Annotated in this window: 18 protein-coding genes and 5 pseudogenes; 5 read left to right on the top strand and 18 right to left on the bottom strand. The window is 70.0% G+C overall.

From position 1 onward, the window contains the following. Window positions 1-45 precede the first annotated feature (45 nt). The 10 genes and pseudogenes from JEK78_RS00325 to JEK78_RS00365 form a co-directional block, all read right to left on the bottom strand. Complete coding sequence (locus JEK78_RS00325) at window positions 46-1,554, bottom strand: FAD-dependent monooxygenase (protein WP_200262085.1); 1,509 nt, start codon at window positions 1,552-1,554, stop codon at window positions 46-48. A gap of 228 nt (window positions 1,555-1,782) precedes the next feature. After that, window positions 1,783-2,179: pseudogene (locus tag JEK78_RS23110) on the bottom strand (DUF6009 family protein). After that, window positions 2,176-3,648: a phage/plasmid primase, P4 family gene (locus JEK78_RS00330; protein ID WP_242483204.1), complete on the bottom strand. Its 1,473-nt coding sequence runs from the start codon at window positions 3,646-3,648 to the stop codon at window positions 2,176-2,178. Before JEK78_RS00330 ends, JEK78_RS23110 begins: the two are co-directional and overlap by 4 nt. Before the next feature lie 1,013 nt (window positions 3,649-4,661). After that, on the bottom strand, window positions 4,662-5,219 hold the full coding sequence (locus JEK78_RS00335) for an XRE family transcriptional regulator (protein ID WP_200262086.1): 558 nt from the start codon (window positions 5,217-5,219) through the stop codon (window positions 4,662-4,664). Window positions 5,220-5,228: 9 nt separating this feature from the next. Beyond that, window positions 5,229-7,439, bottom strand: a complete 2,211-nt coding sequence (locus tag JEK78_RS00340) for a helix-turn-helix transcriptional regulator (protein ID WP_200262087.1) — start codon at window positions 7,437-7,439, stop codon at window positions 5,229-5,231. A 170-nt stretch (window positions 7,440-7,609) separates the two neighbouring features. Continuing rightward, window positions 7,610-8,149 carry a hypothetical protein gene (locus tag JEK78_RS00345; RefSeq protein ID WP_200262088.1) on the bottom strand — a complete coding sequence of 180 codons (540 nt, stop codon included), beginning with the start codon at window positions 8,147-8,149 and terminating at the stop codon, window positions 7,610-7,612. 2 nt (window positions 8,150-8,151) lie between these two features. Further along, a complete protein-coding gene (locus tag JEK78_RS00350) occupies window positions 8,152-8,601 on the bottom strand; it encodes a hypothetical protein (protein ID WP_200262089.1) in 450 nt (149 codons plus the stop codon). After that, on the bottom strand, window positions 8,598-8,795 hold the full coding sequence (locus JEK78_RS00355) for a hypothetical protein (protein WP_242483205.1): 198 nt from the start codon (window positions 8,793-8,795) through the stop codon (window positions 8,598-8,600). The genes JEK78_RS00350 and JEK78_RS00355 overlap by 4 nt, the downstream gene beginning before the upstream one ends. 22 nt (window positions 8,796-8,817) lie before the next feature. Next, on the bottom strand, window positions 8,818-9,825 hold the full coding sequence (locus tag JEK78_RS00360) for an IS3 family transposase (RefSeq protein WP_200262090.1): 1,008 nt from the start codon (window positions 9,823-9,825) through the stop codon (window positions 8,818-8,820). A gap of 17 nt (window positions 9,826-9,842) precedes the next feature. Next, window positions 9,843-10,226 (bottom strand): transposase, encoded by a 384-nt coding sequence (locus tag JEK78_RS00365; protein ID WP_200262091.1) that lies wholly within the window; start codon window positions 10,224-10,226, stop codon window positions 9,843-9,845. A gap of 20 nt (window positions 10,227-10,246) precedes the next feature. On the opposite strand from JEK78_RS00365, the gene JEK78_RS00370 reads away from it, so the two are divergent. The 3 genes and pseudogenes from JEK78_RS00370 to JEK78_RS00380 all read left to right on the top strand — a co-directional run bounded on the left by JEK78_RS00370 (window position 10,247) and on the right by JEK78_RS00380 (window position 11,451). After that, entirely contained in the window at window positions 10,247-10,579 is a 333-nt protein-coding gene (locus tag JEK78_RS00370; protein ID WP_242483206.1) for a hypothetical protein, read from the top strand. A 6-nt stretch (window positions 10,580-10,585) separates the two neighbouring features. Continuing rightward, window positions 10,586-11,047, top strand: a pseudogene (locus tag JEK78_RS00375) (metallophosphoesterase family protein); the annotation flags it as partial. Then, window positions 10,957-11,451: an alpha/beta fold hydrolase gene (locus tag JEK78_RS00380; RefSeq protein WP_200262092.1), complete on the top strand. Its 495-nt coding sequence runs from the start codon at window positions 10,957-10,959 to the stop codon at window positions 11,449-11,451. The pseudogene JEK78_RS00375 and the gene JEK78_RS00380, both read left to right, overlap by 91 nt. Before the next feature lie 120 nt (window positions 11,452-11,571). On the opposite strand, the gene JEK78_RS00385 is transcribed toward JEK78_RS00380, so the two are convergent. From JEK78_RS00385 to JEK78_RS23115, 5 genes and pseudogenes are all read right to left on the bottom strand, one after another. Then, a complete protein-coding gene (locus tag JEK78_RS00385) occupies window positions 11,572-12,612 on the bottom strand; it encodes a zeta toxin family protein (protein WP_200262093.1) in 1,041 nt (346 codons plus the stop codon). Then, window positions 12,609-12,917 (bottom strand): hypothetical protein, encoded by a 309-nt coding sequence (locus tag JEK78_RS00390; protein ID WP_242483207.1) that lies wholly within the window; start codon window positions 12,915-12,917, stop codon window positions 12,609-12,611. Before JEK78_RS00390 ends, JEK78_RS00385 begins: the two co-directional genes overlap by 4 nt. A 369-nt stretch (window positions 12,918-13,286) precedes the next feature. Next, window positions 13,287-14,488, bottom strand: a protein-coding gene (locus JEK78_RS00395) for an IS3 family transposase (protein WP_200263920.1) whose coding sequence is annotated in 2 segments (ribosomal slippage) — window positions 13,287-14,197 and window positions 14,197-14,488 — 1,203 coding nt in all. Because the reading frame shifts where the segments join, the coding sequence is not laid out codon by codon here. Window positions 14,489-14,641: 153 nt separating this feature from the next. After that, window positions 14,642-15,889 (bottom strand): annotated as a pseudogene (locus tag JEK78_RS00400) (IS30 family transposase); the annotation flags it as partial. A gap of 31 nt (window positions 15,890-15,920) precedes the next feature. After that, window positions 15,921-16,874 (bottom strand): annotated as a pseudogene (locus tag JEK78_RS23115) (IS3 family transposase); the annotation flags it as partial. Between the two features lie 150 nt (window positions 16,875-17,024). On the opposite strand from JEK78_RS23115, the gene JEK78_RS00410 reads away from it, so the two are divergent. Next, complete coding sequence (locus JEK78_RS00410; protein WP_200262097.1) at window positions 17,025-18,842, top strand: RNA-binding domain-containing protein; 1,818 nt, start codon at window positions 17,025-17,027, stop codon at window positions 18,840-18,842. A 382-nt stretch (window positions 18,843-19,224) separates the two neighbouring features. Here JEK78_RS00410 and JEK78_RS23635 read toward each other — a convergent pair whose 3' ends face one another. Continuing rightward, window positions 19,225-19,350: a hypothetical protein gene (locus JEK78_RS23635; RefSeq protein ID WP_277953056.1), complete on the bottom strand. Its 126-nt coding sequence runs from the start codon at window positions 19,348-19,350 to the stop codon at window positions 19,225-19,227. 87 nt (window positions 19,351-19,437) lie between these two features. Continuing rightward, window positions 19,438-19,734: a hypothetical protein gene (locus tag JEK78_RS23120; RefSeq protein ID WP_242483457.1), complete on the bottom strand. Its 297-nt coding sequence runs from the start codon at window positions 19,732-19,734 to the stop codon at window positions 19,438-19,440. A gap of 43 nt (window positions 19,735-19,777) precedes the next feature. Here JEK78_RS23120 and JEK78_RS23125 point away from each other — a divergent pair, with 43 nt between their 5' ends. Then, window positions 19,778-19,966 (top strand): hypothetical protein, encoded by a 189-nt coding sequence (locus JEK78_RS23125; RefSeq protein ID WP_242483458.1) that lies wholly within the window; start codon window positions 19,778-19,780, stop codon window positions 19,964-19,966. Window positions 19,967-20,116: 150 nt separating this feature from the next. Here the strand turns inward: JEK78_RS23125 and JEK78_RS23740 are convergent. Next, window positions 20,117-20,431, bottom strand: a pseudogene (locus JEK78_RS23740) (transposase family protein); the annotation flags it as partial. Between the last annotated feature and the right edge of the window lie 60 nt (window positions 20,432-20,491).

Here is a 20,491-nt window from a genome sequence, read left to right on the forward strand (position 1 = left end):
CACAGCCGGTGAGCCAGAGGGTCTGACGCACCCTCTTCCGCGCCGTCACAGGCCCGCGTCGACACCGACCGGGCTTCCGAAGCAGGCCGTCAGGACCGCTGTCAGGTCCGCACCGCCCGCGGCCCAGGCGACGTACCCGTCGGGCCGGACGAGCAGCGCGTCGCACGGGATGTCCGGTCCCGGTTCGGCACGCACCACGCGCAGCACTCCGGCCCAGCCCCGCGCCTGCCCTTCGTAGCCGCTCCTGCCCTGCTCCCCGAGGAGGAGCAGCAGGGGCCGCCCCTCGCGCAGCAGGCCGATCACGTCGGTCCGGCCGCGGGCCGTGGTCAGGCCCACGTTGGGCAGGAATCTCCCCTCCCACGAGGAGGACCTCGGGGCGTGTGCGGGCAGCACCGTGTCCTGGGCACTGATCATGGCACTCAGTACGCCGCTCTCCGCGCCCCCGGCCAGCAGCTCACCGAACAGGGCTCGCAGCGGGTCGAGTTCGGGGCCGGGTCGCATCAGGGCGACCTGGGCCCGCGTGTTGTCGATGACCCGCTGCGCGGCGGGCCGGCGTTCCAGGTCGTAGCTGTCGAGCAGGTCCTCGCCCGCCTCGCCGCGCACCGTGAACGCGAGCTTCCAGCCCAGGTTGACCGCGTCGAGCAGCCCCGTGCTCAGCCCTTGGCCGCCGATCGGGAAGTGCACGTGCGCCGCGTCCCCGGCCAGCAGGACGCGTCCCGACCGATAGGACCGCACGAGCCGTGAGAAGTCGCTGAACCTGCTCAGCCACTGCGGCGCCGCCATGGGAATGTCCCGTCCGGCGATCCGGGACACCTCCTCGCGCAGTTCCTCCAGGGTGAGCGGCTGTCCGCGGTCACCGTGGGGGCCGGCGCAGTCGAGGATACGCAGACGCGTCCGGCCACCCGGTATGTCCTTGGCCACGATCCAGCCGCGCGGTGTGCGGTGCCACCCGGCACCCATAGCGGCCCCCTCACCGAGCCTGACATCACCCGCCATCGCGGACACCGTCGCGGGATACGAGTCCGAGACGAAACCCGACCGCTCCCGCACCGTGCTGCGCGCACCGTCGGCCCCCACCACGTACCGCGCCGCACAGCTCACCGGGCCGTGCGGCCCTTCCGCCGTGATGCGGACCCCGTCCCGCTCCGGCCGTACCTCGGTGACCCGGTGCCCGCGCAGGATCCGCGCTCCGGCCGTCCGGGCCCGCTCCTCGAAATGCCGCTCCAGCTCTTCCTGCGAGCATTTCAGGACCGGCTCGGGCTCCATGGCCGGCACGGAGATGGCCAGCCCCGGTATGCCCGCGAAGTGGAAAGGGCTGCTCGCCGGGGCGCTGCCGGGCCCGCCCACGCTCGCCAGCCCGCCGAGATGACCGCGCCGCACCAGGCACTGCACCGTACGCGCGTGGAGCGTCGTCGCCCTGGGCCGACCGGACACCGACGCCCTCGCCTCGAAGACCACGGTACTCACTCCGTAGCCCGCCAGTTCGCAGGCGACGACCATGCCGACCGGGCCCCCGCCCACGACCACTACATCCACGTGCAACTCGCGTGCCATCCCGGCCTCCCCCTGCTGTGCGGACCAGGGCCCGCCCCCCCTGCGGCGCGGTCTCGCCGTGGCTGACGGGCACTGCCAGGACGGCGGGCACAGGCGCGGGACGCGGTCGGGCCGGCGCGTGGACGGGAGCGGCGAGCTCCGCGGGAAGCCGTCCGGCTCCCTGCCGGGACGAAAATATGCCGGGCGGACGGTTCTTCGCAATGCCCGCCGCGTCCAGGGGGAAGACGGCTACAGCGGCAGCGTGCCCCCCGGCTCCCGTGGCGCCGCCGACGGCGGACCGCCCTCGGACCGCTCGGTCTTGCGGCCCTTGCCGCCGGGCGCCAGCGTGCGCGGATCCACGGCCTCGGCGGGCGTGCCGGTGGCGTACAGGCCCTTCGGTTCGGAGTCCCGGTCGTGCGGCAGCAGCCAGAAGACACGGCGGCGGAAGGTGCCCGACGAACGAGAAGGCCTGGCCTCGGGTCCCAGCAGGGCATACCATGCGGCCGTCCCGGTGGTAGGGGGGCTTGCTCTGGCGGTTCGGCAGCCGGTCCAGGCTCTGCCGCACGTAGTCGAGACCGCCGACGTCCTCGAGCCAGACGAGGTCGACCTCGTTGTCGATCTCGCACTCCTCGATGAGGGCGCTCATGCTGTCTCCTCGTCGGCGACCAGTCCGATGCCCGGGTAGTACTTGCGCTGGTTGGACAGGATCATCTCCTTGGGAGAGGCCAGTCCCACCACTTCTCGGGCCCGTGCGGCGAAGGCACGCGACGAGACGGCCGGGGACCCCTCCTTCTGACACCAGTCCCTGTAGGCCGCGTAGAGCCTGGCCTGTTCCGCCTTGAGGCCGCCCTCCATCCGGCAGGACTCGCCGAGGAAGCGCCCGGTGTGGTCCTCGGTCTCGGCGTAGGCGTTGGTGGCGATCCGGACACGCTCGGGCCCGGTCAGGTCCCTCTCGCCGCTCAGATACCGACGGGCGCCCAGGATCAGCCAGTTGAGAATGCCGGGGCCCTCCTCGGTGACGAGGACGTCGGCCAGGTTGTCGATCTTGCCGTCGTAGGGGACGACCCGCTCGAACGGGAGCAGCCGCATACGCCGCCAGAACGCGTAGCCGCCGGTGCCCACCTCGGGCCGGTGGTTGCCCAGCAGCCACAGCTTGTGCGTGGGTTCGAAGCTGAAGAAGTCCTGCCGCATCCGGCGCGCCTTGATGCGGTCGCCGCCCGTCAGCAGTTTGACCCGGGCTTCGTCGAAGCGCTCCCCGGGCTTGACCTCGCTGCACACGACGACCCGGCGGCCGTGAAGTTCCGCGAGGTCGGTGGGGTGGCCCTCGTAGGGGCGGGCCATCAGGAAGCCGGGCGGCGCGGCGTCGGCGTAGTCGCCGAGCAACTTCATCAGCACGTCCAGCAGGACGGACTTGCCGTTGCGGCCGGAGCCGAAGAGAAACGGCATGACCTGCCCGCCCACGTCCCCGGTCACCGAGTACCCCAGCAGCAGGTGCAGGAAGTCGATCATCTCCGCGCCCTCCTGGTCCTCACCGAAGGTGTCGGTGAGGAACCGGTGCCAGCGCGGCGTGGGCATCGGCTCGGGGGCGGCCGCGGTGGAGCGGGAGTGCAGGTCCTTGCTGGGGTCCGGAATCCTGCTCAGTCCCGTACGCAGGTCCACGACCCCCTCGGGGGTGCACAGCGCGTACGGATCGGCGTCGAGGCGGGCGGCGTTGAGCACCATGCCGGGCGCTGTCCGGGCCTGTGTGAGGAACGCGTTCAGTCCGGTGGTGCTCAGGGCCCGCCGGCGGTGCTGCTGGAGGGCCGTGGTGGTGAACAGCCCGCGCGGATCAATCGTCGCGAGCGATTCCGCCAGGTCGCCCGCGGCCCAGAGCACCGTGCCGTCCTCGTCGGCCTGCCAGCGGGTGTTGTCCCATCGGAACCAGCCGAGGCCGGGTACGTGCCGGTAGTCGTTGGCGTAGAGCCGGACGAACAGCTTGGCGTTGCCGCGGTCGCTGAGTGTGTCCGGCAGCAGCCCGTCGGCGGTTGCCTCTCCCCCGGCTCCCGTCGTCCGGGTGAGGATCTGCCGGGCCACGTCCTTCGCGTCGAGGAGGCTCTTCTGGTGGTCGCGCATCATGCGCGGCCTCCCCGGCCGGTTGACGGCGGCCGAGAAGCCCTCGGTGGAGGAGCCTCTGGACGTCTTAAGTCGCTGCACAAAAAACGCAGCTCAGAAGCCATGCGCATCCCCCCACAGCGACCCAAGCGACTGAACGACTCAAACAGACTAGCGAAACGAACGTTACTGAAGGAGACCTGAGAAAGAACTGAAACGACGCGCACCGATCTCGCCACCGCGAGCCAGGGACCCGACCGAAGGACCGGACACCTTTCGGCCACTGTCTCCAGACCTGACAAAGAGCCAGGTCAGGGGCGCACGAAGACTGGAGCAGCGACTGAAGCGACTCAATATCCCGACATTTGACTCACGCGGGCTCATGTCATGAGTCCCCTCCCCATCCGGCGCCCGCACATCACATCGCTTCAGTCGCCGACGCCCTCCACTTGAGGCCGTGACCTGCGAATTTGACGGATCGACGGGGACGGCTGCCCTCAGGTGCGTCGCTGTCACTCGGTGGCCGCGTCGCGGCCCCGCCACTCTTCCACCGCCCCGCCGCCCCGGCCACCGCAGCGGCTGAGCGACCGCAGCGACTCAAGGACCCCTCAAGCAGATGCCGAGCGGCCCGTGCAACCCCCGTGCGCGCGCCCCAGGCCTTCACCCGTCTTCGACGAACCGCTCCCCCGCCCCCCTAGCCCGTCCCCGATCACGAGGCATGCTCCTGGACGCCTGGCATCTCACCGAAGACATCGAGGACTTCCTCGACCGGGCCGGACCCTCCCTGCGCTCGCGTCCTGCGCGTATGTCCCCGGCACCGTCCTCTTCGGCCTGCTGGAGGCGGAGGGCGATGTCCGGGCCGACTTCTTCCGCCCACCGACCCGCCGACTGGCCCTCACCCCGCTCTCCCCTGAGCGGACCGACGCCCTCGCCGCCCGGCTGGCCGGCTGGCCGGGCTCGGCCACACCCTCGCCGTGACGTCCGTGCTGTACACGAACGCCGCGAACCCCACCAGCAACGCCCTCCCCCGCCGCTCCCTACAGCTCGAAATCGATCTGCTCCACATCCGTGAAGCGGATCTCCTCCAGGGAGCCGGCGCGGCGGCCGCTCTCCTGGAAGTACACCTCCTTGAGGCCCTCGGCGGTGATCTGCCGCAGCCGTTGTTCCCCCGCGCCCGCCTGCTGGGCGTCGAAGAGACGAGCTGCGTGCTGGGGCGGGAGCGCGACGGTGAGGTGCCGGACGCGGGCGTCGTCGGTCGTACCGACCGGCGCGGTGTACCCGATCCGCGCCCGGGTGTCGATGACGATCCCCCCGGTGGTCGCCGCCCTGCGCCGCGCCTCGGCCCGGATCTGTGGCTGCCACCGCTGCCGGACCTCGCGCTCCAGGCGGGCCGCCAGTTCTGGGCGCGGCTTCCTGATCTGGTTCTTCACGTACCGTTCCACGGTGCGCTGGCTGACCCCCAGCAGCCCGGCGACCGACCTGGTGCCCTTGAGCTGCTTGACGAGGTAACGCATCTGCGCACCCGCGCTCTTGGGCGCCGGGCGGGTGAACGCCTTCTGCACCGCGGCCTCCAGGCCGTCCCCGAACAGGGCCATCACCTGCTCCTACTCTCCGGTGTCGACGTCGGTGACCGTACCGTCCTTGATGTAGCGGGCGAGGTTCAGCTCCGGGGCGTCGAACCGCTCACGGACCTCCTCGCCCCACAGAACGGTCTGGGTGCCCTCGTGCTTGACCAGACCCGGGTTGACCCCCAGCTTGAAACCGCCGGGCAGCGGCTTGCCCTCCCGGTAGGGCAGGAAGTCCAGCGGCGACGCCCCGTCGGCCGCGTACACGACGCAGTCAGAGAGGACGGCGACCGGGTACTGCCCGGTGAACGCCGCGTGCTTGACGATCTTCCGGTGCAGATTGACCCGCGTACGGGAGATGACCGCCGCCCGGATGTCCGGCCGCCACGTCGGACGGGCCAGCGCCCGCCACGGCTCACCGGGACGCCACCCCTCACCCCGCGGGCGCTCCCGCAGTTTCCCCAGCCCGCCCTTGACGGTCGCCTTGATCGCCGAGACGACGACGGCCAGCTCCGGGTCCCGCTCCTTGTAGCCGTCCATGGCCGCCAGGAACTCGGCCGGCGCCAGGTCCGGGTGCACACCGAGGTCCGCCATCGTGGCGAGGTAGGCATCGCGCAGACGGCCGTACCAGCTGTCCAGGTAGCGGCCGTTGTCGTAGCGCACCCACGCCTCGACGGGGCGTACGTCGTACCCCAGCTCCACCGCGTAGGCGACGGTCGGCGTCGCGTACCAGGCCGGGCCCTCGGGCCGCTCGCCTGCCGGCGTGAACGGGCTAGGCAGCAGACTGCCGTCCAGGTCCGCCCACCGGTCCTTGCCGATCCGCACCCGGGACAGGTCGACATGCGACAGGTCGACCAGCCACGAACCGGGCAGCGTCGCATCGAACACCGGAGCCTTCACGCGCGTCGGCACACCGGTGCCCACGACCAGACCGTTGGCACCGGCGGCGAAGGCCATGTTCACGTCGATACCGACCAGGTGGCGGCGCATGCACTCCTCGTCGTTGAGCGGCCGCGCCCAGTCGCACGCCTCCTCGAACAGCTTCTCCTGCGGACCCCGCACATGGAAACGCGGCAGGTCCTTGAGCAACGGATGTCCGTCGGGCGCCTCGCAGGGCGCCGGGTCGACCGGTTCCGCCCCCAGGCTGCCGGGGTTGTGCTCGGAGTGCCGCCTGCCGTCGCCGTCGGGCCCGGAGGCACGGGTCGGCGGGTGCAGGGCGGTCATCAGCTCCAGGCCGGTGACGGCGGTGGAGCCACGCGGCGTCATCACCCGGGACGCGTAGACGCCCAGCACCCGGGCCAGCTCGGCGGGCGGCAGGCCGGCGGCGTTCCCCCAGTGCCGGGCGTCGAGCGCGTGCCACGACGGGACACACAGCTGCACGCAGGCCCGCTTCGAGCCCTGTGCCGGGCGGTAGATCCGCGCCCACGGCCCGAATCCGCGCTTGGTGAGCTTCCAGTCGGCGCGCGCGAGCTGCCGGACGACCTTGTGCCCCTCCGGGATCCGCCCGGCGAGCCGCTCCTCGTCCGTGAGGGTACGGGGGAGTCCGTAACGCTCCAGCGCGGCCTCGGTGAGCACGAGCAGCGGGTCGGCGTCCTTGCCCGGGCCGGAGAGCCTGGGCTGCCCCAGGCAGGCTTCGTGCAGCGCCCAGTCGACCAGGGCCGGAAGGGACTTGGCGGGCACGTCCAGGACGAGACCACCGGTGCAGTACCCCGACACCTGCCCGTCGACCACATCGATGACCGCGAGGGGGCCGTTCTCGTACGCGTCACCGGAGCCTGCCGCAGCCTGCCCCGCTCCCGGGCGCCGTGCGGTCGTCACCGGCTCGGAGGCACGCGCCAGCCGTGACACGGGAATCTGGCCGACCGCACTCGAGGCAGCGTCCCCAGAGCCAGATGCCCGGCGCGATCCCTCACCCTTGCCTCTCTCCTCGCCCCGGTCTCCGGGCGAAGCATCGGAGAATGCTGCGGGCCGGTGCGCCTCGTCCTGCTCGGGCGCACCGCTGTGAACAGGCGCGGGATAGAGATCCGCGAGCTGCTTCAGCATCCGCGCATACGCGTCCCGCTCCGGCGGCCGGGGCTCGGTCCTACCCGCCTCCCACCCACTGACCGTGGCACGGCGCACCTTCAGAGCGGCGGCCACTTCGTCCAAGGTCAGCCCGTGCGCCTGACGCAGCCGCTTGCGCTCCGCGGGCGGCGGCAGCGGCGAACGCGACGCGACCAGCGCGTCGACCGCGTCAAACAACTCGGACATGGGCACCTCCTGCTGGCACCCTATCCAAGAACCACCCCAGCACCGTACGAGCACCGCCCTTATCCCGTACGAATGGCGTACGGAAGGGTGCCCATGTCTTCACCCATCGAAATCCAGACACACTGATGCCAACGCTTCCAGCGGGGGCATCAGTGGCTCCGGTGGCAGCTCTACTGGGACGGCCTACGTCGCGACCGCCTTCGCACGGTGGAAAGCTGCAGAACATCTGCCTTCTCGGCAGTGGTCGCCTTCTCGGCGGCCGCCGCTGGGCGCGTCGTCTTACGCCCCAGACGCTTCGCTTCCTTCTCCAGCTTCGCCTGCTCCACGGCCGTGTCGTAACGCTCCTGGTAGTCGTCAACGTCCAGGCGGTCGTCCGGGTCGAGTGTCCCGATGGCCTCGAGGTGCTCCGTGACGCTTCTCCCCCCGCTGATCATCGGATTGAGAAGGTAGACGCCCTTCGTCTGCCGGAAGACGAGCCGCGCGTGGATGAGGGCCTGGAGGCCACGCCCCACCAAGGAACGGTGGACCTCCAAAGCATCGGCCAGCTCGTCCTCGGTAACGAGGCAGCGTCCCCCCGGCTCCTGCGTCCCGAGGAGCCTGAAGAGCACTCGGTAGGCGATCCCGGGCATCGCGGGCATGTAGGCGAAACCGTTGAAGGTGCCGTACGTCAGCTCTGGCGGCTCCGGGTTCACTGACGCTGCAGTCCTCATCTTCACGCCTCCGGTGTCTGCTTCTGCGTGGCCGCCTTCCGCCTGCGCTTCTTCCCGGGGTCCGGGAGCTGCGCACCGGGGAGGGCCATCTTCCTGAACTCCTCGGGAACGTCCTGGTCCACCACCAGTTCGTTGAGGAGGCTCAGTTGATCCACATGTACTTTGACCTGCCGCTTGGCCGCACCCCGGACAGGCTTGTCGACGGTTTTCAGCCCTCCTCGGAGGGTCGCGGCGGGCTGGAGCTGGATGGAGCCCTTCTTGGGCGAGTAGGCCAGGCCGAGCCTCTTGAGTTTCGCCTGGGCTCGCGAGACCTGGGAGGGATCCATCTCCAGGGCCTCGGCGATGTCCACCTGCCTCAGTTCGACGTGGCCGCCGACCTCCTGGCTGCCCATCAGGTAGAGCAGCACGCACAGAGCAGGGTCATTGCGTGAAGTGATCTTGTCCGGTTTCATCCGGTGAGGCCGAGGGCGGTCAAGGGGCGGCGGTAGTCGCGGGCGGCTCGGCGGAGGGCTGCGGCGATGTTGGTCGCGCCGTCCTGGCGGTGGAGGCCGATGGCGAGGTTGCGCAGGCTGGCCATGGTGCGGGGCAGGTGGGCGGTGCGGACCTTGGAGTCGTCCTCGCGGAAGGTGCGGTCGGAAGATTTCAAGTCCAGTGAGACGGTCGTGACGCTATGAGATTTGTGGTGTGGGTTCGCGGCGCTTGGCTGGGTCGTTGATCCAGGCGGTCTGGGGTATCTCGGGTGGTCGGGGGCGGCGGCCGAAGCGTTCGGGGTGGCGGGCGTATGCCTCGGCGAGGGTGACGGCCCGCTGGTCGCGGACCTCCTCGGCGGTCCCGAAGTGGACGGAAGCGGGCGTGTGCCAGCCGATGCCCGAATGCCGATGCTCATGATTGTAGTACGCGATGAACGCGTCGAACCACTCGCGGGCGTGGGCCAGTGAGTCGAACCGTTCGGGATAGTCCGACATGTACTTCGTGGTCTTGAACTGTGCCTCGCTGTAAGGGTTGTCGTTGGAGACCTTCGGCCGGGAGTGCGACCTTGTCACTCCGAGATCGATGAGCAGCTGGGAGACCTTCTTGCTCGTCATCGAGGTGCCGCGGTCCGCGTGCACGGTCTCGGGCACGATCCCGTTGCGGGCGATGGTCTCGCGGATCAACTCCTCGGCCCGTCCGGCCGATTCGGCGAGTTCGACGGTGTGGCCGACGATGTAGCGGCTGAAGATGTCGATGATGACGTAGGCGTGGTACCAGATGCCCTTGGCCGGTCCGGCCGTCTTGGTGATGTCCCAGGTGAACACCTGCGACGGGGCGGTGGCCACCAGCTCGGGCACCGTCTTGGCGGGATGGGTGGCCTGGCGGCGGCGCTCACCGGACTGCCCCCTTTCGCGCAGGATCCGGTACATCGTGGAGACGGAGCAGTGATAGCGCCCGGCATCCAGCTCGCGGGCCCAGATCTGCGCGGGTGGCAGCTCGGCGTATTCGTCGCGGTTCATCAACTCCAGTACCGCAGCCCGCTCTTCGGCCGTCAGAGCCGCGGGCTGGACCCGCGGCGAGCGGGGCCTGCACGGTGGCGGGGGCTGCAGCCGGCGGTAGTGGGTGGCCCTCGATCGACCGGTCAGCCGGCACGCGGCCGTCACGCCCAGCCTGCCCTCGACGCCGGTGAACGCGTCGTCGACCACCGGGTCGGCGGCAGCCTTCAGTCCGCGCCCTCGGAGATCATTTCCAAGAGCGCGGAAGCTTTTCCCATTACCTCCAACGCGGCCTTGTTGCGGGCCAGTTCCTTCTCCAGCCGTTCCACCTGGCGGCGCAGTCTCTCGTTCTCCGCCTCGGCAGCAGACTTCTTCGGCCTCGCCGGGCTGGTGCGCTTGTCGACCAGCTTCTCCAGAGCCCCGGCATCCCGCGCGGCCCGCCATTCCTTGACGTGCGAGTGGTACAGCCGCTCGCGGCGCAGGATTGCGCCCTTCTCGTTCTTGGGCGCGGCGTCGTACTCGGCCACGATCCGCAGCTTGTACTCGGGGCTGAAAGTGCGGCGCTTCGGCCGGGGAGCCGGGTCGGATCCGGCAGGCTTGGTGCTGGTCATGAGGGGGTGGTTCTCCTGTCGTGCCCTCTCAGGCTAACCCGCCGAAGCGGGGCGTCTCACCCAAGGCTGACAGAGAGGGGGCCGAACTCGCCACCACCCGCAAGGTCATCGACAGCCTCGCCCCGCCCGACTACGAACCGGCCCCCGCGGACACCGCCACTGTCTACCAGCGCATCGTGACTGCCTTCAACGAGCACCCCGAGAAGGTATTCCGCGTCCGCGACCTGCACGAACATCTCGGTCTGCCCGACGACGAGCCCTCGATCAACGTCACCCGCTCCCGCCTGGGACGACTCGTTCGCCAGGGATTCCTCGAGCAGCCCGGACGTGGCCGCTATCAGAAACGGACTTAACGCCCTCTCAGCTCACTTCCACGATCACTCTCCCTGCCCGTGAACGGCCTGGGAAAGGTGCTGTTCTGCCACGCCACCCCCCGCAACGACGAGGAGGTAGTCCTGGTCGACTCCCGCCTCGACCGCTGGAAGGAAGTCTTCAACGGACTCGATACCGACATCCGCACCGTGGTCTGCGGCCACACCCACATGCCGTTCGTTCGCCTCGCCCACGGCCGACTCGTGATCAACCCCGGCAGCATTGGCATGCCCTACGGACGAACCGGAGCACACTGGGCCCTCCTGGGCCCGGGCGTCGAACTCCGCACCACACACTTCGACCTCCAAGCCGCGGCCACCCAGCTCAACCAGGACTCGTCCTACCCCGACATCACCGAATGGGCCGACTACTTCCTGCACGCTCGCGCCACCGACGCCGACGCCCTCACAGCCTTCGCCCCACGGGAGGGACGCGACCACAGCCCGTGACACTCGCACCCCATCCACGACAGCGGGCAGCCGAACACCGACTACACGATCAACGACGCCTACCAATCTCAACCCCCTGCCTGCCGCCGGCCGGCGGCACTGCCCAGGCGTACGCGCGCTGGGCCGGGCACCTGCCCGACGGCACCGAGGTAGCCGCCGTAGAGCTGCCCGGCCACGGCTCCCGGATGGGCGAGCCGCCGTTGACCCGGATGGCGGACGTGGTCGAGGGGATTGAGACCGCCCTGGCGGCGCGCCCCGAGCTGCCGCTGGTGATCTTCGGGCACAGCATGGGGGGCGGTCGTCCGACCCCGACACCTGATCCGGCCCCGACGAGCGGCTCGTGGCCCGGTCTCACCCGCCGGGTGTCGGCGAGCCGGGGTGGCCGCCGTCACCCGGCCGAGTAGGGGCATCGGAGCAGCGACGCCTTGACCTGGTCCCGCGCCTGGTGGATCTGCCCGATCCGGTGCTTGCGAGCCTCCAGTCTCGGCGTCACCAGCCAGCCGTTGGGCCGACTCCAACACTCTCTACTTGCTGCGGCCTCGCCGCTGCGCGGGTCCTTCCCCCTGGCGGGGAGGCGTCCCATCCTGCGCGGTACCCGCGCCCTGTTGGGGAGGACGCTTACCCCGCGTGGTGCTTCGGGACCACCCAGCAGCGCTGGACGGGCGCCGAGGCCGATCGAGCTTCTGCGCGGCCGCCGAGGTCAGCAGGGGGCGCGCCTGCTTCTCGATGCGCTCCAGTCGCGAAGGCCACTCCGGTCCGAGCTGCCGGCTGGCCTCCCGCAGGCGTAGCTGTGTGGCGACGAAAGATTCGCTCTCCGTCTGCGTCCAGGGTCGGGACCGCTCTGCGGCAAGAGCCTGCGAGAGCGTTGGCGGACTGGACCAGGTTCCGCCGTTCAGGGTGTTGCTGTAGCGGGGCTTGCTCTCTCCCCGGCGGTAGACGCTGGCGAGATCGACCAGAGCGCCACGATCGACTCGGTCGGCGAGATCGAGGGTGCCGCTGTAGGACTCGTCGGCGTTCGCCTGTACCGTCAGCCGCCCCTGCCCGCGGTCAGCGAGCTGCTCGAAGTATCGGCTGACGATGCCCTGATTGCTCATGGCCTGTGGGACGCCCATGAACAGGCCTTCTAGGCGTACACCGACCTGGCGGTAGGCGCGCATCTTCTCTTCCACGGCCGCGCTGTTCTGGGACGTCTCTTGGATGATCGCGTGCAGCCCGTGCGAGTGTACGTACTCCTCCGCCTGGGCCATCCAGGCTCGCCCGTCGGCCCTCGTGTACGCGGCCATCAGCGTGTCGTCCTGCGCCATCAGGGTTGCGTAGGCAGGGTGGTAGGGCTTGTAGAGGTCGCTATCGACGTCCACGAACCCACCGCGCTGGTTAAGAACACCGGCCACCATCTCGGTGACGCGACTCTTGCCAGCGCCGGGCTGACCGACGAGGAAGACCACCGTGGGAGTCGCCTGCGCTACCCGGCCATCCAGCAGGTCGGGCACGATCCGCTCGCGGAAGATGCGCTGGTTCTCCTCCTCCGGCAGCCGGTGCCGCTCGACTTCTGCCGGGTCTATCACGCGACACTCGCCAGGACGTCGCGCGCCAGGGCCGCATAGTGTGCGCGCGCGTCTGCGATCTGCTGGGCATCCGCCGACCGTAGCCTTTCACGGTCACGGGCCAGGCGAGACTGGGCTTCGCGAGCCTTGCCGATTCGACCCGGGTCGGGCTCGGACTTTTTCTCTTCGGCGGCGATGAGCGCGCTGTAGGCACCCACCGCACCGTTGACCGCCTCAACCGCAGCCTCGTATGCGGCGGTCTCCTCGTTCGACCACTTGTACTCGGGGAGCTGGTGGGTGATCGAGACGTCGTTGTTAGCGGACATGGTCTTCCCCCTTCGTGTCGAGACAGTGATCATTCTCCACCCTGGCGCCCTGCTGGAGCACCGCCCACGCAGACCTGCACTGGGCCAAGTTGATTCCTGGATCCACCGCGTGAATTCTCGTCTCCGGTATCCGGCGGGCTCGGGGTGATCTTTCGGGGTGCGGGCAGCACGATGGGCCGGGTGGCCGTCCGGTGCGGGGTCTCCGAGGTTTTTCAGGTCGTGGGTGGTCAGGTCGGCTGCGTGGTTCAGGTGAGCATGCGCTGGCCGGTGGCGGTCCACAGGTCGGTGAAGTCGTCACACCAGCGCCAGCGTTCGGGCAGGTGGAGGGTGAGGCGGCGGGGGGCCTTGACCCCGAATCCTGGACACGGGCTATGCGGCTTGAGCCAGCGTAGTTGATGTTGCGGCGAGTGCCGTCTCGTAGGCGATCGGGCTGCGTTGTCCGAGTCGTGAGTGGCGGCGTCGGGTGTTGTAGCGGTTCAGCCATCGGAAGGCGTCGAGCCGGGCTTCGCGCTCGCTGGACCAGCTCTTGCGGCCTTGGAGGGTTTCCCGCTTGAACGTCGCGTTGAAGGACTCGGCCAGCGCGTTGTCCGCCGAGCTGCCGACCGCGCTCATGGACTGGCGGACACCGGCCTTCGCGCAGGCGTGGGCGAAGGCCCGACTGGTGTATTGCGCCCCGTGGTCGCTGTGCATGACGGCCCCCGCGAGGCTGCCGCGGGTCCGTATCGCCGCGTCCAGGGCATCGGTGACGAGCTCGGTCCGCATGTGATCGGCCAGCGCCCATCCGGCCAGGCGGCGCGAGGCGAGGTCGATGACCGTGGCGAGATAGAGGAACTTCCCACCGTCCAGCGGGAGATACGTAATATCGCCGGCATACCTGGTGTTCGGCTCCGTGGCGGTGAAGTCCCGGCCGATCAGGTCGGGCGCCTTCGCGGCGGCCGGGTCCGGGACCGTGGTGCGGTGTCTGCGGCGCAGGCGCGTCCCGGCGATACCGGCAGTGCGCATGAGGCGGGCGACGCGCTTGTGGTTGACGCGCTCACCGTCCTCGCGGAGCTCGGCGGTGATCCTGGGGACACCGTAGGTGCCGTCCGACTCCCGGTGGACGGTTTGGATCCGTGCGGCGAGCTGGGCGTCGGCCGCCCGGCGGGCCGCCCGGTCCGGTGCGGTCCGGCGCCAGTAGTAGAAGCTGGAGCGGGCGATGCCCAGGACCTGGCACAACCGCTTCACGCCGTATCGGCGCTGGTGGTCGCAGACGAACTGGAAGCGGTTCACCAGCGCGTCTCCCCGGCGAAATACTTCGCGGCCTTCCGCAGGAGCTCGCGTTCCTCCTCCAGCTCGCGGATCTTCTTCCGCGCGGCGGCGAGCTCTGCCTGAAGCGAAGACTCCGGCACCGCCGGACCCTCCGGGCGGCGGCCACGGGGACGGGCGGCACCGGCCGCCCGGATCCAGTTCCTCAGCGTCTCCGGGTTGACCCCCAGATCAGCGGCGACCGACTTGATCGTCGCCCCGGGCCGCGACTCGTACAGCGCGACCGCGTCCGCCTTGAACTCAGGCGGGTAGTGCTTCATGACCACGGGACATCCGTTCTCCTGGACCTTCAAGATCCAAGTGTCTCGGGTGTCCAGGATCCGGGGTCAAGGCCCGTACTCGAGTCAGCCTGCCCGGTGTCCTGCGGCACGTTACGGGCGGCCAACCCGATCACGACACCGCTACCCCCATACAAGTCGGAAGTACTGCCGCAGCAGTCCGTTGGTGTTCTCGTTCGTGCCGCGCTGCCAGGGGCTGTGCGGGTTGGCGAAGTAGATCTCCAGCCCGCTGTCGATGCACAGTTGAGCGTGCTCGGCCATCTCCGAGCCCTGGTCCCACGTGAGTGTCCTGCGCAGCTGCTCGGGCAGTGAGGTGATTGTGGTGGCGATGGCATCCCGGACCGCTGTGGCCCCGTGTCCGGCCAGTGCCGGGCCGTTCTTCTCCCGGGGCCCGCCGTGGCCGGGCATCGGGGGCAGGTGCAGCAGCATCGTGAACCGGGTAGTGCGTTCGACCAGCGTGCCGATCGCCGAGCTGTTCAGCCCGATGATCAAGTCGCCCTCCCAGTGTCCGGGGACCGCCCGGTCCTCCACCTCGGCCGGCCGCTCGCTGATCTTCACATCGTCGGTGACGAACTTCTTGCCCCGTCCCTGGGCGCGGGCCCGGGGAACCCGCAGGGCGCGTCCGGTGCGCAGGCAGGCGGACAGCTCGCGCCGCAGCCCGCCCCGGCCCTGGATGAACAGCGCCTGGTAGATGGCCTCGTGCGAGATACGCATCGTGTCGTCTTCGGGGAAGTCGAGCGGCAGGCGTCGGGCGATCTGCTCGGGGCTCCATGCCGTCCCCCACCGCCGGTCCGCCCTGCGGCCGTGCCGCCGCTTCTTCCACGGTACTTCCGGGCCGGCCACCTCGCTGCCGTCCTCCGTACGCACTGTCCCGGCCAGCCGGTCCCGCACCCACTCCCACAACCGCGGATTCTCCTTGAGCTTGCAGGGCTTGGGCCGACGGGCCTGCCGATCCGCGTGCCACTGGGCGACCGAGGCACGATAGTCCAGCCGACCGCCGCGCGTTGCCGCGTTGCGGCGCAGTTCGCGGGAGACCGTCCATGGTGAACGCTCCAGCTCGCGAGCGATCTCCCGTACTCCGCAGTTCTTCGCGCGCAGCAGCGCGACCTCCTCGCGTTCGGCGAACGACAGATAGCGGCCCGACGGCTCGTCCAGGCTGATCGATGGCATGCCGCCACCCTCACGGAACCACCGCGGCCCCAATGGCATCGACACCCCGCACGCCACCGCGGCGTCCTCGCCGGACATCCCTTTCGCGATCAGCCGCCAGAACTGTTGACGCTCCGCCCGTCGGTTGACCGGCGACCTCCCCGGCGACTGCAACGGCGGCCGCCCGGCCTTGATCGCCTCCCGCGCTCGTCCCTGCGCCACAACATTCTCCCTCGTCATCGAGGTGTTGCGACGACCACTTGAATCCGCCCTGGGCTCCGTGATCGCTGTGGAAGATCGCTCCGGCGAGGCTGCCGCGGGTGGCGGCGGCCATCGTGAGCGCGTCGGCGACGAGATCGGTGCGCATTGGTCGGCGATCGACCAGCCGGCCACCCGGCGGCTGAAGCAGTCCAGCACGGTCGCCAGATAGAGGAACTCCCCGTCGCCGACAGGCAGATATGTGACGTCGCCCATGTACTTGGTGTTCGGGGCGGCGGCGGAGAAGTCGCGGCGGAACAGGTCCGGCACGGGGGTGGCGGACGGCTCGGGCACCGTGGTCCGGACCTTCTTGCGCAGGTGCGTGCCGACGATACCGAAGGCGCGCATCACCCGGGCCACTCTCTTCTCGTTGACCGGCGCCTGGCCGGCCTCCCGGAGCTCGGCGGTGATGCGCGGGGCCCCGTAAGCTCCGTCGAACTCGGTGTGTATGGCCTTGATCCTGGCGGCGAGGGCGACGTCGGCCTGCTCGCGGGCTGTGCGGGCCGGGGCGGCGGCGCGCCACTTGTAGTAGCTGGAGCGCTGCACGTCCATGACCTGGCACAGCCGCTTGACGGGGAAGTCCTCCCGGTGGGCGGAGATGAACGCGAAGCGGCTCACCAGTTCATCTCCGAGGCGAAAAACTTCGTCGCCTTGCGCAGGATGTCGCGTTCCTGGGCGAGTTTCTGGTTGTCCTTGCGGACCGTCTTCAGCTCGGCCTCCAAGGCTGCGATGCGTTCGCGCAGCTCGTCGGGGCCGGCTGGGCCGTCCGGGGTGGGGTGCTGGTCACGTTCTTCCTGGTGGTGCCGGTGGTTTCGGTGCGGGCGCGGTGGGCGCTCACCCAGTTCCGCAGGGTCTCGCGACTGACGCCGAGATCGTCGCCGATCTGGGCGTAGGTGTGGCTCGGGTCCGAGAGGTACAGCGTGACGGCGTCGGCCTTGAACTCGGGCGAGTAGACCCTCATCACCATAAATGACTCCTTCTGGCCGGTCCCCTGCGGGGCCGGATCGAAGGTGTCCACCTACAGGGGGGAAGCGCCTCCCTACATCGGATGCGGTAGCGCCGGTGAGCTTGTGAAACTTGGCGGCAAGCGGCCGAAGCGCCGGTGGATACTGCCGGAGTGGTGAAGGATCTGAAGAGCGCGCTGGCCGCGCTGGACGCCCAGGAGCCGGGCTCCCTGCTCGGCCTACGCGAGACGCAGTGGCTCGACGCCAAGGCGGCCCCGTACCAACTGGCAGGCCCCAAGGCGGTCGAGGAACTCGCCAAGGATGTCGCCGCGTTCGCCAACGGGGGCGGCGGGATCATCGTCATCGGCATCGCTACCCGCCCTGAGCACGACGAAGAGGTCCTGGACCGCATCGTCGGCCTCGACCCGGCCGCAGTGAACGTGGACCAGATCCGCAAGCTGATCCGTCAATGGATCACCCCGGCTCCACGCGGCGTCCGCGTCGGATGGTCCGGTGCTGACGGCGAACGCGTGATGTTCATCGATGTCCCCGAGCAGGCCGCCGGCACGTTGTTCGTCGTGCCAGCGCCGGTGGGCAAGCCCGGCTCTCCGCGCACGGACACAGTCGCCGTACCGATGAGGGATGGCGACAGCACGCACTGGCTGCCGCGGGCCGAGATCCAGCAGCTGCTCTCCGCCGGCGTCCGCGCCTCTGGCATGCCCACCGCTCAGGCGCTCACCGAGCTCGTGCGGCAAGCCGTCTCTGAAACCGGGCCGGACGGCGGGCTGCGGGTCGGGCAGGGCCTGCCCGACCGCGAGCGGGAGATGCGGGCGGCCTACGAGCAGCTGGCCGGCGCAGGACTGGGCCGGCCAGCCGGAGAGGCGTGGGCGCAGGGCCCGGCTGCTCTACAGGATCTGCACCACGAGCTCGACGGCGAGCCGGGCTGGGTGCTGTGTCTGGTGCCCGGCCGCCCTCCGGCCGCCGTCGCCGAGCCCCTCTGGCAGGCGATCGTCGAAGCGGGGCGGCGTGCCCCGGGCGGTCAGGACCCGCTCTCGGCCGTCGGCTTCCCCCGGCTTCCCGCCGACTCGGACACCCCGTGGGTGATCCCGGCCGACGCTCGGAGCGTGGACCTCGACGGCGGATCGTGGGGTGCGGGCCGGCTGTCGTGTTCGGGCCGCGGCGTGTGGCGGTGGCAGCCGCTTCCCCGCTTCAGCCTCGACCAGGGCCGGTCGGCCGAGATCGGGACCGCCGGTCAGACGCCGGCGCTGCGCCTTCGCGCCCTGGTGAACCTGCCGTGGGCCGACCCGGACGCGCTGGAGGTCAGCAAACCCCGGCGTACGCTGCTCGAACAGCAGCTAGCGCACAGCGCGGTGGCCGGCGCGGTGACGATGCTGTCCCGACGTCGAGGCGCGGAGTTGCCCGCCGGTCGCTGGGAAAGGGCGCTCTTTGGCAACTCGGCCCGGTCCGTGGGGTACACGTGCACGATCGCCACGCCGGACGGCGGGTCAGCCGTGAAGGCTTCCGTCATGCTCGCTCTGCCCACCACGATGGAGTCCACCGTGGTCGCCTGCGCGGACGTCCTGATCGAGAATCCGGAGGCGTGGGCCGCGCTCCTCGGTCCCGGCTGGGACACGCAGCTGGGCCTCGACGAGGTCCAGGCCGTGCTGCTCGCCTTGTGGGAGACGGCCGCCGAGCTGCTGCCTGATGTCGTCGGCGACCCGGCCGGACTGGCGTGGGCTGCCCCGCCCACCACCGAACTGCGGATGACGTGCGAACAGCCCGCCGACAACGGCGTCCTGCCGGACCTGGACACGCACGTCGACCTGACGCCGCTCGGCCCCACCGACGGCGGCCCCAGGTCGCGGATGGCCGTCACCATCACCACGGCGCCCGCCATGGTCCGCGCAGAGCGTCAGCGCCTGTTGCGGGAGGCGCTGGTGTACATGGCTCGCCAGTTCGGCTACGTCGACGCCGAGGTGGACGTCCTGTAGGCCGGGCTGTGCGCACCGGCATTGCGCCAGAGAAGAGCGCGTAGAACCTGGTCTCTAGCGGACTGCTTGGCGGTGGGGCCTGTCCGTCGTCGCGGCAGGGCAGCCAACAGGGAGCGCCGAGCTTCGACGTCGATATGGACGGCGCCGGTCAGGTCGACCGTGTCGGGGCCTCTTCGGCGGTGCCAGCTACACAAAGGCGCGGAGGAACTTGTCGTGGCCCGCCGTAGTGAACGCAGAAGCGCCAGCGTTGGGCTGATCTGCGGTGACATGCCCCCGCATGAGTCCGGGACGTGCCACCACTCAGTTTCCCCAGTGCAGAGCCGCCTAGCTGATCACGAAGGGAATCCAGGGTCATTGCGTGAAATGATCTTATCCAAGTTCGTCAGGTGAGTCCGAGGGCGGCCAGGGGGCGGCGGTAGTCGCGGGCGGCGCGTCGGAGGGCGGCGGCGATGTTGGTGGCGCCGTCCTGGCGGTGGACGCTGATGGCGAGGTTGCGCAGGGAGGCCATGGTGCGGGGCGGATGACCGGTGCGGATCTTGGAGTCGTCCTCGCGGAAGGTCCGGTCGCGGACGTGGTGCGGGAGGTTCTCGATGCCTCAGTGGCCTCTGATCCAGGAGGCGAGTTCGGGGCCGGTCGCGGCGCCGGGGGCGAGGCTGGTGATCAGGTAGATCCGCTCGATGGTGAGTTCACCGGTGGCCCGGTCCAGACGCCATCGGACCATCTGGAGGGCCTGTTTCGCGTCGGGGTAGTCGAGGTGATCGAAGGCTGCTGCCTTCAGCCTGCGGATCTCGATGCGGTGGTGGGCGCGGGTGCGGTCGTAGTGCTCCAACGGCATCTCCCGCCAGGGCAGATGACGCACCCGGTCGTGGAGCTTGGCGTGGTTCTTCTTCACGATCGCCAGGTAGTGGGCCCCGGCGGGAGCGGAGGTAGGTGCCGTGGGCGTGCTGGGTGTGCAGCGCGTCAGCGGTGACGACGACGCCGTCCAGATCGTCGATCGCATCCGGCAGGGGCGCGAAGGCGGGGATCTCGTTGCTCTTGTCGGCGATCTGCCGCTGGGCCAGGACGCTGCCGGTGTGATCCATCGCCGCGAGCAGGACCACCGCGGTCTTCTCGGTGGTGCGTGAGCCGCGCACCGTCTTGCCGTCCACGGCGACAGCCCGACGGCCCGCGTGCGGAGCCCGCTCACCGTCCGGGGCGGTCTGGTGGGTGTCGAGGAAGGCGCCGATGGCCCGGTCCAGGACATCGCGGTCGAGGCGTTCCGGCAGGCGACGGACGGTCGCTGGGTGCGGGACGGGGATCTGGCCGGTGAGCGGGTCGGGGGCAAAGCCGAGTGCCCGCGGGGCCCAGGCCGGCGCGTCGGTGACCCACTCACCGATGGCGGCCAGCGACTTCGCGCCCGCCAGAACTCCGGCGGCTGCCGCGCACACCAGCGCGTCCAAGGGGTAGATCCGGCCCTTGCGGCCCCGGGGATCGGGCACGCGGCCCAGGAAACTTCGCAGGTCAAGGGCGTCGAGAAGAGGTGCCGGGTCGCATATCGAGGCCAGTTGGCCCAGCGGGGAGGCGATGGGCGATGATGCAGAGGCAGGCACGGGCTCGCTCGGTGTTCATGGGACGTAGACACTCACATGATCACCGGCACCGTGCCCGCA

Source organism: Streptomyces sp. HSG2 (assembly GCF_016598575.1).
Taxonomy (GTDB): Bacteria; Actinomycetota; Actinomycetes; order Streptomycetales; family Streptomycetaceae; genus Streptomyces.